Annotated in this window: 14 protein-coding genes; 1 reads left to right on the plus strand and 13 read right to left on the minus strand. The window is 47.9% G+C overall.

Features of this window, described 5'->3' with window-relative positions; genetic code table 11:
- Positions 1-166: 166 nt before the first annotated feature.
- From GT589_RS00700 to GT589_RS00755, 12 genes are all read right to left on the minus strand, one after another.
- Positions 167-607: a DUF6762 family protein gene (locus GT589_RS00700; protein ID WP_293394458.1), complete on the minus strand. Its 441-nt coding sequence runs from the start codon at positions 605-607 to the stop codon at positions 167-169.
- An 11-nt stretch (positions 608-618) separates the two neighbouring features.
- The gene (locus GT589_RS00705; RefSeq protein WP_293394461.1) at positions 619-864 is read right to left on the minus strand and encodes a DUF1292 domain-containing protein; all 246 of its coding nucleotides are present in this window, start codon (positions 862-864) and stop codon (positions 619-621) included.
- Between the two features lie 86 nt (positions 865-950).
- The gene (locus GT589_RS00710; RefSeq protein ID WP_293394463.1) at positions 951-1,424 is read right to left on the minus strand and encodes a SixA phosphatase family protein; all 474 of its coding nucleotides are present in this window, start codon (positions 1,422-1,424) and stop codon (positions 951-953) included.
- 38 nt (positions 1,425-1,462) lie between these two features.
- Positions 1,463-1,603, minus strand: a complete 141-nt coding sequence (locus tag GT589_RS00715; protein WP_293394466.1) for a hypothetical protein — start codon at positions 1,601-1,603, stop codon at positions 1,463-1,465.
- Positions 1,604-2,105: 502 nt separating this feature from the next.
- Positions 2,106-2,894, minus strand: a complete 789-nt coding sequence (locus GT589_RS00720) for an ABC transporter ATP-binding protein (protein ID WP_293394468.1) — start codon at positions 2,892-2,894, stop codon at positions 2,106-2,108.
- Positions 2,887-4,095 (minus strand): ABC transporter permease, encoded by a 1,209-nt coding sequence (locus GT589_RS00725; protein WP_293394471.1) that lies wholly within the window; start codon positions 4,093-4,095, stop codon positions 2,887-2,889. The genes GT589_RS00720 and GT589_RS00725 overlap by 8 nt, the downstream gene beginning before the upstream one ends.
- 2 nt (positions 4,096-4,097) lie before the next feature.
- The gene (locus tag GT589_RS00730) at positions 4,098-5,309 is read right to left on the minus strand and encodes an efflux RND transporter periplasmic adaptor subunit (protein WP_293394474.1); all 1,212 of its coding nucleotides are present in this window, start codon (positions 5,307-5,309) and stop codon (positions 4,098-4,100) included.
- A gap of 420 nt (positions 5,310-5,729) precedes the next feature.
- Positions 5,730-6,986 (minus strand): UV DNA damage repair endonuclease UvsE, encoded by a 1,257-nt coding sequence (gene uvsE / locus GT589_RS00735; protein WP_293394477.1) that lies wholly within the window; start codon positions 6,984-6,986, stop codon positions 5,730-5,732.
- A 292-nt stretch (positions 6,987-7,278) separates the two neighbouring features.
- Positions 7,279-8,316 carry a threonine aldolase family protein gene (locus GT589_RS00740; RefSeq protein ID WP_293394813.1) on the minus strand — a complete coding sequence of 346 codons (1,038 nt, stop codon included), beginning with the start codon at positions 8,314-8,316 and terminating at the stop codon, positions 7,279-7,281.
- 31 nt (positions 8,317-8,347) lie between these two features.
- The gene (locus GT589_RS00745; RefSeq protein WP_293394480.1) at positions 8,348-8,887 is read right to left on the minus strand and encodes a helix-turn-helix domain-containing protein; all 540 of its coding nucleotides are present in this window, start codon (positions 8,885-8,887) and stop codon (positions 8,348-8,350) included.
- A 133-nt stretch (positions 8,888-9,020) separates the two neighbouring features.
- A complete protein-coding gene (gene speB / locus GT589_RS00750) occupies positions 9,021-9,875 on the minus strand; it encodes an agmatinase (RefSeq protein ID WP_330582825.1) in 855 nt (284 codons plus the stop codon).
- Positions 9,876-9,913: 38 nt separating this feature from the next.
- Complete coding sequence (locus GT589_RS00755; protein WP_293394486.1) at positions 9,914-11,344, minus strand: aminotransferase class I/II-fold pyridoxal phosphate-dependent enzyme; 1,431 nt, start codon at positions 11,342-11,344, stop codon at positions 9,914-9,916.
- A 355-nt stretch (positions 11,345-11,699) separates the two neighbouring features.
- On the opposite strand from GT589_RS00755, the gene trpS reads away from it, so the two are divergent.
- A complete protein-coding gene (trpS, locus tag GT589_RS00760) occupies positions 11,700-12,695 on the plus strand; it encodes a tryptophan--tRNA ligase (RefSeq protein WP_293394489.1) in 996 nt (331 codons plus the stop codon).
- Between the two features lie 66 nt (positions 12,696-12,761).
- Here the strand turns inward: trpS and GT589_RS00765 are convergent, their stop codons facing one another.
- Positions 12,762-13,052: a YkuS family protein gene (locus GT589_RS00765; RefSeq protein ID WP_293394492.1), complete on the minus strand. Its 291-nt coding sequence runs from the start codon at positions 13,050-13,052 to the stop codon at positions 12,762-12,764.
- Positions 13,053-13,213 lie beyond the last annotated feature (161 nt).

Genomic DNA, 13,213 nt, shown 5'->3' on the forward strand with positions numbered 1-13,213 from the left:
TAATGCTTTATCATTTGTCTGATTTGGTCTTTACTTAAAATTCCCATAGAAAAAGTGCGTACCTCCTTGAATGATAGTTTGATTATATCAATTCTAAGGAAGATACACACTTTATTTTACACACTCAGACAAGAGAACCGTCCCCATGGTTTTTGGTTTTACAGTATTAGTCAAGCACGTGAGGGGTTTCGTCGAATTCCCTGTAGTCTTCCCTCTTGTCCTTTATTTCTTCATATACGCTCTCGAGCTCTGCCATGTGGCGCTCTGTGAGGCTCTGTATGATGGCTTCCATCTTTTCGTCATCATCGTCCATTTTTAGCCTAACCGCCCACACAGGATTGAAAAATGACGTATCTTCCTCCGCGCTCACTATGTCTTCGCCCAGAGCTTCAATGTCGTAGTAGTCAAAAACCGCAGAATACTCCCAATCCTCAAGATCTCTGTCTGTTGTTAGCTTTATGTCTATGACATAGCCATCTGCAGTTTTCTCGGCATGCACTGCTCCTATGAGCTCTCCGCCTTTGTCAATCTTGTAGCTTGTTATCTCGTTTGTGAGCATTCCGGACTCCAGGTCCTTCTCCATGACTATAATTCTGAATGGCTCCATGTCTATCTCCTTTATTCCTCGTCGAAGTACGATTCGTATTCTTCGACTACTCTTTCGAATTCATCCTCGTCTTCTATAGCCACGTATTTTTTTCCATCTGGAGAGTCTATCACCTTATAAACGTAGGCGTCTTCCTCCTGGCCCACTGGCGCGAGTATCACATACTCGTTGCCGTCAAGTTCTATAGTCTCTATAAGCTCCAGCTCTATGTCGTTTCCTTCCTCATCCTGCACCTTTATTAGTTCCGCGTCTGTCATTTTAAATTCTCCTTTCTCGCTTTCGTATTAAAAGCCTCAAGTCGATTATAGCCATTATATGGCCCAATGTCCATTGCAATATAATTCTACTCCCGCTCGAGCAGCTTGAATGAGCCTTCCAAGTAAGAGCCCTCCCTGAATTCCAAAACTGCTATCTGGCATTTTTTGAACTCGACGCTCTCTCCCGTTATCGCCTTGACCCATTCACCAAGATAAGGCTCATGCCCAACTATTATGAGGCAGTCCGTGCTCCCAGCCACCTTTATGTTAGCTATTAGGTCCTGCGCCGTGCCATCGGCTATAAAATCCATCTGCTGCACATATTTAATCCTGAGCTCTTCCTCGAGCACCAGGGCAGTCTGCCATGCCCTCGCATATGGGCTTGACCATATGTAGGTGTTGCCGCAGTGCTCTGTTATGACTTTCAGCTGCCTTGCAGCCTTTTCCGCCTGTTTGTAGCCCTTCTCCACAAGATTTCTCTTTGAATCGTCCTCTGCGCTTCCTCTCTCTTGGGCTTTTGCATGCCTTACTAGTATTATCTTAATAGCAACCGCCTCCAATCCCTTGCATTCTATATCTGTCGAACAATAAAAAAAGCCTAGACAGGCTTTTTTTCTTTTATGAGGTTAGTGTACTCTATTATCTGTTTGTCTATTTTATTCCTCATATTGTCGTATGTATTTTCGGTTTCCCTCTCACCCTGCAGCCTCTCTATAAGCTCTATTATCGAATTCCCCATTTATACTACCTCCTGCGCCCCATAACCCCTAGTGTTGTATATATATCCTCGAACAGCCATTGCTGCCTGTAGCTCTTTATCATCATCAGATTACCAATTTATTTATGGCATCTTTGAAAAGTCGAGCTGGCGTTTAGCTTATTTATATTTATCTCGAGGACTATACTCTTTTTATACCCAATCCATTCTAAATATCTCAGCGTTTTTACAAAATCTGTGTTGAAATGGTAAAAAGGGCCTCTGCATATCCCCTCAACACGAGATTAACCTAAAAAAACTCGGCGTTCAAGCATGTTTACCTAAAGTTAATGCTGCTTAACCCTCTTTTAACCGTCGTTTCTGACAAACGCTGGGTACAATAAAGATGAGGGACAAACTTTTACAGGGAGTGATACTATGGAGCTCAACATATGCATAGACATTGAAAAATACGCGGACAGACTCATAAAAAAGGAACAGGAGATAGCTTAAGATTGTCTCCGGTTCCTTTTTTGCTTCTGTTTTACTTGCGCTTTTCCTCGTATTTCTTGCAGTACTTGCAGTATATGGGGTATGCCTCCTGCCAGAAGCCCTCGTCGTTTATGGCATCCGTCGGGTAATCCTTTTGCACTCGGCCGTCCACTATCTCGACTATCCTGTCTGATTTGGAGGCTATCCTCCTGTCGTGGGTTACGACTATGAACGTCGTATGCAGCTCCCTGTTTATCTCTCTTAGCAGCTCGTATACCTGGCTTGTGGATTCAGTGTCGAGGTTGCCCGTGGGCTCGTCGGCGAGCACTATCGGCGGAGTGTTTATAAGCGAGCGCGCTATTGCCACCCTCTGCTGCTGGCCACCCGAAAGCTCCGCGGGCTTGCTGTCCATCTTTTCTGAAAGCCCTACCATTGAAAGGAGCTCCTTTGCCCGCCCTTTAAGCTTTGGCGAAGGGCTTTTGTTCATTATCCATGAGGGCATTAGCACGTTTTCAAGCGCTGTAAAGGCCGGCAGGAGATAGTGGAACTGGAATATGAAGCCCAGGCTCCTGTTCCTGAAGTCTGAAAGCTCTACTTCGTTTAGCCGCGTTGTCTCCTTGCCGTCTATCGTGAGCTCTCCCGACGTCGGGCGGTCGAGGGCCCCTATTATGTTCAGGAGCGTGCTCTTGCCCGAGCCGGATGGGCCTATTATAGACATGAACTCGCCTTTTTTTATCTCCAGGTCTATGTCAAACAGCACCTGGTTTCTAATTGTCTTGCCATAGACCTTAGTTATTTTACTTGCCTTCAGCATTATTTCGACAGGTGTTTTGTTATCCATTCCTTATCACCTCTATCGGTTCCAGCCCCGCCGAGCGCCTTGCAGGTATAAGGGCTGACAGCGTACCTGTGACTAATGCTATTGCCGCTATCCCCGTGATTGCCAAGGGTCTTATTCTTATGGCAAAGGTCGGCTCTCCGCTTTGAAGTGAGGTTCCAAATATGAAGCCCTCTATAAGAATAATGCCCAGGACTATGCCTATCGCCGATCCCACTGTTCCAAGCAGCGCTCCCTGAAGCAGGAATACACGGGCTATGCTCCTTGGCCTCATGCCCATGGCCTTTAGTATGCCTATCTCCTTTGATTTTTGAACGACCGACACCGCAAGCACACTCGAAATGCCTAGAGCCACAGCCGCAACTACGAAGGCCTGTATTGTGTAGGACGAAGAGCTTTGGCTCCTTAGCGCAGTAAGCAGCGACGCGTTCTCGTCCTTCCAGTTATTGACGCTTGTGTCTGGCAACGACGCTGATATGTCCAGGGCTATCGCGTCAGCTGCAAACACGTCCTTAACTTGCAGCTCTATCTGCGAAACATAGTTTATCGATTCAAAGAGGCTTTGGGCTCTTTTTATGTCCATAAAGACAAGCCCTTCATTTAGCGCCTCGCTCTCAAGGTCGAAAATGCCTGATATAATAAAGTCAGAGCTCACGCCGGAGGGAAGCCTGATTGTCACACTGCCTCCGGCCTCGAGTCCGTATTCCTTTGCAAGCGATGTGCCTATAAGCACGTTACTGCCGCTCACATCGAATCGTCCTTCGCTTATTCTGTTTTTTATGTCGTATATCCTGTCGGCTCTTTCTATGGATACGCCCCTTATTGTTACCGGTGTGTTATCGCCTGATTTTGTCACAAATCCGCTTCCTGAAACTACCGGTGATACGGCTGTGAGGCTGTCGTTCTTGTCGAGCTGTTCAACTATCTGCTGATAATTCCTGAGCCTGGCTCTTTCCAACGGTATGTTCCCGCTTGTCGATATCGATATGCCGTCGCGCAGAGACGCCTGTCCATGCTTGGCTCCTGCTATAGTTATGTGCGGACTTGTACCTATAGTCCTGTTTATAAGGTCCTCCTGGAGGCTTGTTATCAGCGATCCCAGGAACACTTGGACTGCGACTCCCGCAGATATTCCAAGAAGTATGAGAATAGTCTGCATCCTGCCCTCTTTAAGGAATCTTATCCCTATTTTGAGCTCTAGCATGTCTAGTCCACCTGCCTTCCAAGGCTTACTCTCTGGCCATCCCGAAGACCTTTAGGAATTAGCACCTTGTCGCCCTGGGCTATTCCTTTTTCAACTATAAACTCGCCTTGAGACGAATCCTTGCTCATCTGGATTTCAGTCTTTATAGCCTTGCCAGACCTGTATACGAATGCATAGCTCCTGCCTCCATCTGATATGACGTATTCGCTTGGAAGGGCTATGACAGCCTTGTACTCACCGATTTTGATATCAGCATCAACAGTGAGGTCCCTAATTAGGGTTTCATCTTCTTCAAGTGGCTTTATTCTTATTTCGACCGTGCCTGTTTCGCTTTCAACCGACGGGCTGATGTATTCAAGTCTTCCGTTTATCCTTTTTTCCGGATATGCCTTCGGCGATATTACAGCCTCCTGCCCGACTTTCAAAAGACCTAGGTCCTGCTCGTCTATCCTTATGCTCACATAATTGCTCTGCGTATTGCCCACTGTGAAAAGCAGCTGGCCGGCCTGGGCGAATTCGCCGTTTTCTGCCTGAGCATCTATTATTGTCCCCTCAATAGGCGTGGCGAGGGTATAGTCTTCGATTTGCCTTCTCAGCTGCGCAATGTCGGATGTGCTCCTTTGCACCTGGGAAAGCTTTTCCTTCCTGAGGCTTCCGCCATCTGACAGGGCTCCAATTCGTATTCTCGCCTTTTCGAGCTCGGCTGCTAGTATATCAAGTCTGCTCTTGGAATTGTCTAGCTCCTGCTTTGAAATACCACCCATCTCATATAGCGATTTGACCCTCTCGTGTGCATCATATGCAGCCGAATATTCAAGGCTGGCCTTCTCGTAGTCCTTTGCGGCCAGAGGATAGTCGCTGTTTATCAGGTTTTCATAGCCTGCCCTTGCCAATGCGAGATCTGACTGCGCCTTAGCAAGCTCCAGCTGTCTCTCACTCGAGTCGAGCACTGCAAGCACCTCTCCAGAAGATATGCGCTCACCTTCACTTTTTTTGATTTCCGTCAGGGTTCCCGAAACCTTGGCCCTTATTTCAGCCGTTTCCTCAAGCGCCACCCTGCCTGTACTGAGCAGAGTCCTGGCGTAGTCCTTAGCCTTTGCATCTATATAGTCAACCTTTGCAGGGCGCGATAATAAAAAAAACGCTGCTGCCACCGCCAGCAGCACGGCGCCGATCAAGTAGATTTTTATTTTCCCCTCAAAATAACTCTTCATGTGCCTCACCTCGATTCCATAGAGTTGATACAGGACATGATAACAGTGTCTCACTTTGAATGTGAATCCAAATGAATAATTGCCCTTTAAATTTCGTTTTGTGATTTCCAATTGGCTTATTCATTTGGATTCACACTTCGATATGCTGTTTTGACTGTATCTGTAGCTTGTCGACGGTTGAATACAAGAAAACAGGAAAGGTCTGATTAGAGGCTGCTTTTGCAGATTTCCCGGCAAAATGCGATGCCATGGCCGCAGAATTTTGAGTGTCTGAGCGCAGCGAGTTCTCAAAATTCAAGAGCCGTGGTGAGCATGAGCCGTCTGGAAATCAAAAAGCAGCATCAAAGACCGCATGTTTCTTGTATTCCAGCACACTAACACCTATACAAGCCACGAGAACCGTCCCCTTGTCTTTTTGTTTTAGTTGTTAAAGTAGTATGAGTCGCCAAGGTATGGCGCTGGATATTTGCCGCGAAGCTCCGAAAGGAAGTTCTTAACATAATCCAGGCCAATTTCACCGCATCTGAAGCCCTCAACCAGCCTTTTGAATTCTTCCTTTTCTTCACTCCCAGCCCGTTTCTTGAAGTATCCCCATACGTGCTCTGCGGCATTTGCAGCCTCGCCTGCGTGCAGCTCCATCTCCAGAGCCCTGTTTATCATTCCGAATATATACGCAGCTCCTGTCGCCCCTTGGGCTACTGTCACGCCTATCTCTTTGTAGGCTGCATACGATCTTTCCATGACAGCGTATTTGTAACGGGCCCACTCCCTCTGCAGTTCCCCCCTTGAGCCTCCAAGAAGCCCTATAATCCGCTCGGCCGATATGTTCTTGTCCTTGACCTCGAGCATTATGTCGGCGTCCGTGCCGCCCAGCTCCTCTAGAAATCCGAAAAACGGGGCAGCCTCGATCGTCTGCGAATGCGCTCCGCTCCTTTTTCCACGGTCCTGCTGAGAATAGTGGAGCTTTGGCTGCCCGTCTATGCTTTTCCATGTCCTTGCGCACTCCCTCACAAGGGTCGCTTCAGCTTCGCCGCAGGAATTTATGGAGTTGTGAAGGTTGTCGAATATGACAGGCGCTCCCGTAGCATCGCTTATCTGGAGAACCTCGCATGCGTTGTAGTTTTTCTCGTCATTTTCTATTACCAGCCTTCTTTTTACGCTGTCAGGCAGTTTTTTGTAGTTCTCTATGAATCTGTTTGATGCCGCCTCCTTGTCCCCGTATACTCCGCCTATGTGGAGCACTATCTTATGCTCGGCAGACGATGTTATGGAGTCCAGGACTCTGGCGTGGTATTCAAGCTCCCTTACGGCGCTCCTTACCACTTCCTCCCTGTTGGAGTTGAGCACCGTGTACTGCCCTGGATGCATTGAAACCCTCATGCCCTCGCCCTTTATTATGTCGGCGATACAACCGAGTTCCTCTTCGAACTCTCGATGCCACTCCAGCTTGTTGACCTCATGCGATCCGAAGGGTATCAAGTCTGAGCTTATTCTAAAGAGCCTTATCCTTTTTTCACTGTTATATTCGAGTATCTTCCGCAACCCTGCAAGATTCGTCTCTATGAGCTCCCGCAGCCTCTCCGGAGTCGCGTTTTTCAGGAGGCAGCCCTTGCTTGTTGGCGCGTCTATTGAAAGATTTATGCAGGCATATCCTATTCTAATATTGACCATCTCCATTTCTAATATTTCTCCTATATATCTGTTTCTAACTATTTATATACCCACAACAGCCAATGCTAGCAGATTATATCCATCAAAATAATTTGAACAGAGGTGCGGATTTTGGACAAAGCAGTCAAATTAAACAAAATACTCTCGCAAGCGGAAATCCATACAGATCAAAAACTATCCAAGAGCAATTATACTATACAGTGCATGCCAAGCTGACAAAAAAAGCTGCCGACCGCCGGATTGCATTGATTGCGCCCAGCTGTCTGCAGCTCTGTATACTAGTCCTATACTTTAATTGTTACTCAAGGGTTTTGTTACATGTACTCACGGCCGCTTCAAGCTCTCTTACGAAGCTTTCTACGTCCTCTCTTGTCGTGTCAAACGACGTCACCCATCTGACTTCGCTTTTCTCCTCGTCCCATATGAAGAAAAAGTACTTCTTCTGCAGCTCCTCTATCACCTTGGGCGGCAGCACTGCAAACACTGCATTCGTCTGTACTTCGTGGTCCACATTGACTCCGTCGATTTTGGAAGCCTTCTGCGCCAAGAGCCGTGCCATTTCATTGGCATTTCTGGCGTTCTCCAGCCAAAGATCGTCCTTGAGCAGCTCCTCGAACTGGGCCGCTATGTACCTCATCTTTGAGTGCAGCTGCATGCCCTGTTTTCTTACATACTTGAAGTCCGAGCACAGCGAGGTGTTGAAAAACACTACGGCTTCCCCGAACATCATTCCGTTTTTGGTTCCTCCGAATGAAAGCACGTCAACACCCGCGTCCCTAGTCATCTCACACAGGCCTGCTCCAAGCGACGCGGCGGCGTTGGCAAGCCTCGCTCCGTCCATATGTACGAGCAGTCCATGCTCGTGTGCGAAGTCGCATATGCGCCTTGTCTCCTCGACAGTATACACCTCGCCAAGCTCTGTACACTGGGTTATTGAGACGGCCCTGGGCTGGGAATGGTGCTGAAAGCCCAGCATGTGGAGCTTGCCTTTTATGTGCTCTATTCCAATCTTGCCGCCGCTGTGGTCGGTAACCTCAAGCTTTACGCCGCAGAAATTCTCAGGCGCTCCGCACTCGTCTACAGTTATGTGGGCAGTTGAAGGGCATATGACGCTGTTGTAGGAGTTTACTAGTGCCGATATACCCAGCACGTTTGCGCCTGTGCCGTTGTATACGAAGAATACCTCTGTGTCCTCGCCGAATATACCCTTGAATATCTCCTTGGCCCGATTTGTGTACTCGTCGTCCCCGTAAGACAGCGCATGTCCCTGGTTTGCCCTTATAAGTGCATCCATTATCCTTGGATGCACTCCCGAATTGTTGTCGCTGGCGAACATCTTGCTCAAAGGCTCATCCCCCTTCAAATGGTTAAAAATACGGCGGCGTGCTTATCCATATAACCTTGGCCTGGACCTTTCCTGGATTAGATATGAAGTGACTTGCCTTGGCCTTGTAGTAGAAGCATTCTCCTTTCTTGGCCTTGTGCTTTCTACTTCCAAGGTGCACCTCAACGTTGCCGCTCAGGACGTATCCGAATTCCTCGCCTTCGTGAGGCTCCTCCTCCTTGTACCTTCCGCCCGGCTCTAGCGTTAGCAGTATGGGCTCCATATCGTTCTTCTGGGCGTTGGGCACTATCCATTCGAGCGTATAGCCCAGCTCCTCGTCGGCTGTTTCGAAAACGTCGTCCCCTGTGAATACAATCTTCTCATCCTCGTATTCGTTGAAAAAATCCTTCAGATTCGTCCCCAGGCTCTCAAGTATGTCCACAAGCGTCGATATGGAAGGCGACGTCAGATCCCTCTCCACCTGGGAAATGAAGCCCTTGGAAAGGTCGCACCTGCTGGCAAGCTCTTCCTGGGTAAGGGCCTTGGCCATCCGCAGCTCCTTTATTTTTTTACCTATATTCATATATATCCCCTCACAGAGTGTCTAATTTTATTTTATCCTATAATTATTTATTATAACCGAGCAGGCATTTGAAAAACAATGCAGAAAAACCCCGCATTGCTGTGCAGGGTCTGGTCTGTGGTTTGATTCTATTCTATTTGTACGCTATCGCAAGCAGCAGCTCCCTTAGAACCTTGCAGGCTACCGCTGTGGATGTGCCGCTCTGGTCATAGTGAGGAGATAGCTCCACCACGTCAGCTCCTACTATGTTGAGCCCCTTGAGCGTGCCTATGGCAGCCATCATCTCCTTGAAGGTGATTCCTCCCGGCTCTATCGTGCCAGTTCCGGGGAATACCGAAGGATCCAGTATGTCCAGGTCTATAGTAACGTATACAGGCTTGCCTTTTAGGCTCTCGACAGCCTTTTCAAGCCCTGTGCAGTCGAACTTAGTAAGGCTCGTGTGAGCTTTGGCCCATTCGAACTCGACCTTTTCGCCTGATCTTATGCCGAACTGGTATATCCTGCCGTCGCCTACAAACTCCCATACTCTTCTTATGACTGTGGCGTGTGAGAGCCTCTCGCCCATGTAGTCCTCACGCAGGTCCGTGTGGGCATCGAAGTGAATTATATGAAGGTCCGGATATTTTTCAAATACGGCTTTGATTGCAGGGTAGCTTACAAGGTGCTCTCCGCCTATCATGACGGGCACCTTCTCGTCGCTTACGACTCTTTGAGCGTATTCGTGTATCATATCGAGGACTCTTTCTGTGTTTCCAAAGGGAAGGTCAAGGTCGCCTCCGTCGAATATTGCCGCGTCCTCTATTATGTCCATGTCAAGGTATGGGCTGTACGTCTCAAGTCCGTATGATTCCTGTCTCATTATGGCTGGCGCGAATCTTGTGCCGGGTCTGAATGAAGTAGTCCCGTCAAAGGGGCTTCCGTAAACAACTATGTCAGCCTCGTCGTACGGGCTTTCAAAGCCTAAAAACGTGTGGATGTTCTTGTTCATGCTCAAGCATCTCCCTTCTATTCAAATATTCAATCTGCCTAGTATCCGAGCACCTCTATGTATTCTACATTCGGGTCCTTCGTGCCTGAAAGCGTCGTCTTCTGGCTCTTTATGAAGCCTATATATTCAATCATTTCCTCGCTTATCTTCTCGCCCATTGCAACTATAGGTATCCCCGGCGGATAGGCCATAACCGACTCGGCGCATATCATTCCCTTTGCCTCCGAGAGCTTTACTGTCCTTTTCATGCCGTAGAACGCATTCCTTGGCGAGACTATAACCTCTGGGTTTTTAAGCGGAGGAGTCTTTATTTTTATCTTTTCCTTGCCGAATCTCGCTGCCATGTCCCTTAATGCGCCTACGAGCTTTGAAACCGAATCCATGGCGTCTCCAAGGCTTATTATGGCGAGTATGTTGGTCGCATCGCCAAGCTCGACTTGTATGTTGTATTCGTCCCTGAGCAGGTCGTACGCCTCAAAGCCGGTCATTCCTATTCCCGTTACATTTACTCCGAGCTTTGTCTCGTCAAAGTTGTAAACGCCCTTGCCGTCGAGCAGCTCCTTGCCGAAGGCATACAGCCCTTCTATGGCGTTTATGCTCTCCCTTGCCCAGCTGGATACCTTGAGTATCTCCTGCAGAGATTCGCTCCCGCCTGTGGCTAGGCTCTTTCTGGCAACGTCAAGGCTGCTCATGAGCAGATACGACGCGCTTGTTGTCTGGGTGAGGTTTATAATCGATCTTACCTTTCCCGGGTCTATTAGGCCCTCTCTCATTAGCAGCAGAGAGCTTTGCGTTAGCGAGCCTCCGGTTTTGTGTAGGCTTACAGAGCTCATGTCTGCCCCCGCGCTCATTGCGTCCTGAGGCAGTCCCTCGCTGAAGCCAAAATGCGCCCCGTGGGCCTCGTCTACAAGCACAGCCATGCCGTGCCTGTGGGCAAGCTTTACTATCTCCCTTATGTTGCCCGTATAGCCGTAGTATGTCGGATTTATTATGAACACTGCCTTTGCGTCAGGGTTCTCCGCAATTGCCAGTTCAACGCTTTCAACTGTCACTCCCATTGCAATCCCAAGCTGCGGATTTATCTGAGGCTGTATATACACAGGCTGCGCTCCGCTGAGTATTAGGCCGTTTATAGCCGACTTGTGGGCGTTCCTTGGAAGTATGACCTTCTCGCCAGGATTACAGGTGCTCATTATCATCGCCTGAACCGCGCTTGTGGTTCCGTTCACAAGGAAAAAACAGTGATCTGCCGAAAAAGCCTGGGCTGCCAGCTCCTGAGCTTCCTTTATAACGCCAGATGGATCATTTAGAAAATCCAGCGGCTTCATTGAGTTTACATCCACCTGCAGGACCTTTTCTCCCAGAAAATCGGCCAGCTCGGGGAGGCCCTTGCCATGCTTGTGCCCCGGCACATCGAATGGCGTAACTTTTTTTTCATGGTATTTTTTAAGCGCCTCAAAAAGAGGCATGCTGTGTTGATCTTTTTTTATGGGACTCCCCGCCTTTCTCTTTATATAGTGTCAATCAAAATAATCTGGCCGAACCCGCCTCAATTCGTTACAAGGCACGAGCCCATCCAGATTCCCATTGATATCCAAGTCAAGAATACTAAACATTTTGTTTATGTCTACTAAACGAACACTTTTATAATTATACTAATTTGAAAATGAAAAATCAACAGATTTTTTTGTCCTTTTTCGCCAGGGTTTGTCCGGGTTTTCGCCTGGATTCATCGGGCTTATTTGGCACTTGGATTTATTGTGTTGCCTATAATCAAAAAAAAACTTATCATATTAGTATGACTAGTTATTGGAGGAGATATACATGGAAGAGAGGAAAGTAATTTTTAGCGGCATACAGCCTTCCGGCGGGCTGACCCTCGGCAACTATCTGGGTGCCATAAAAAACTGGGTCAAGCTTCAGGATGAATATGATTCTTATTTTTGCGTTGTAGACCTGCACGCAATAACTGTAAGACAAGAGCCAAAGAGCCTTCGAGAAAAAACGCTCGAGGTGCTTGCAATATATATGGCCTCTGGGCTTGATCCGGAGAAGACGACGCTGTTCATACAGTCGCACGTGCCGGCGCACAGCGAGGCTCAGTGGCTGCTCAACTGCTACACCTATATGGGAGAGCTCTCCAGGATGACGCAGTTCAAGGACAAGAGCCAGAGGGCAGGCGAGAGCATTCCTGTAGGCCTTTTCACGTATCCCGTACTCATGGCCGCCGACATACTCCTTTACAATGCGGACCTTGTGCCTGTCGGCAAGGATCAGATGCAGCACCTTGAGTTCTCAAGGGACCTGGCCGAGAGGTTCAACAACTCCTACAGCCCTACGTTCAAGATACCTGAAGGGTACATACCAAAAGAGGGTGCAAAGATAATGAGCCTCCAGGAGCCCCTCAAGAAGATGTCAAAGTCCGACGAGAACAAGAACTCTTTCATAATGATACTCGATACGCCTGACGACATAAGAAAGAAAATCTCAAGGGCTGTAACGGATACCGTGGGAGTAATCGCTTACAACGACGAGCAGCCGGGAATCAAGAACCTTATAAACATTGCCAGCGCCATAAGCGGAGACTCGCCTGAGACTATAGTTGAAAGATACAGTGGCTGCGGCTATGCACAGCTCAAGTCGGACGTGGCAGAGCTTGTTGTAGCCGAGCTCTCTCCGATACAGGAAAAAGTACGCCAGCTTCTCTCAGACAAGGCTGAGCTCGAGAGGATATACAAGCTGGGCGCTGAAAAAGCCAACTACACAGCTTCCAAGATGCTCAGGAAAATGCAAAAGAAAATAGGCCTTATTCCAAGATAGGGAGAAATAAAAAGGAGCGCCCATGGCGCTCCTTTTAGATTCCCGATTTCTATTCAAATTTAAGGCTTAACCCTCAAACCAGTTGGCTGGCTTTTTGCACATGTTGTTCTTGACTAGATTCAGTATTTCTTCCTTAGTATACTTGGCAGCATTTATTACGAGCATTTCATTTTCTCCGTCAATCCTGCATTCGGCAGAGCCCATCTCTTCCCAGTCCGAATCCGGTACGTCCACTATAGATATATCTGCGCCGCCTTTGCAGTTACCCATTACACAAACATCATAGCCGTTCTCTCTAAGATAGTCTGCGACCTCATTCAAACCAGTCTGAATTGTTATTTTTACATTTTCCGCCATCACTCTTCCCCCTTTATATGTTTTAATTATTCTCACTGCTTGCCATAGTATATTCCCAAATCCTACAGGTTTATTCAGAGTTTTGATTTTTGTTATTGTTTTGTCACCGCGTTCCCCCTAAGGCCTTCTTTTGTATTGCTGATTAAGCTTTTGAATTAATT

Source organism: Peptoclostridium sp., from assembly GCF_009881055.1.
GTDB lineage: Bacteria > Bacillota > Clostridia > Peptostreptococcales > Peptostreptococcaceae > Peptoclostridium_A.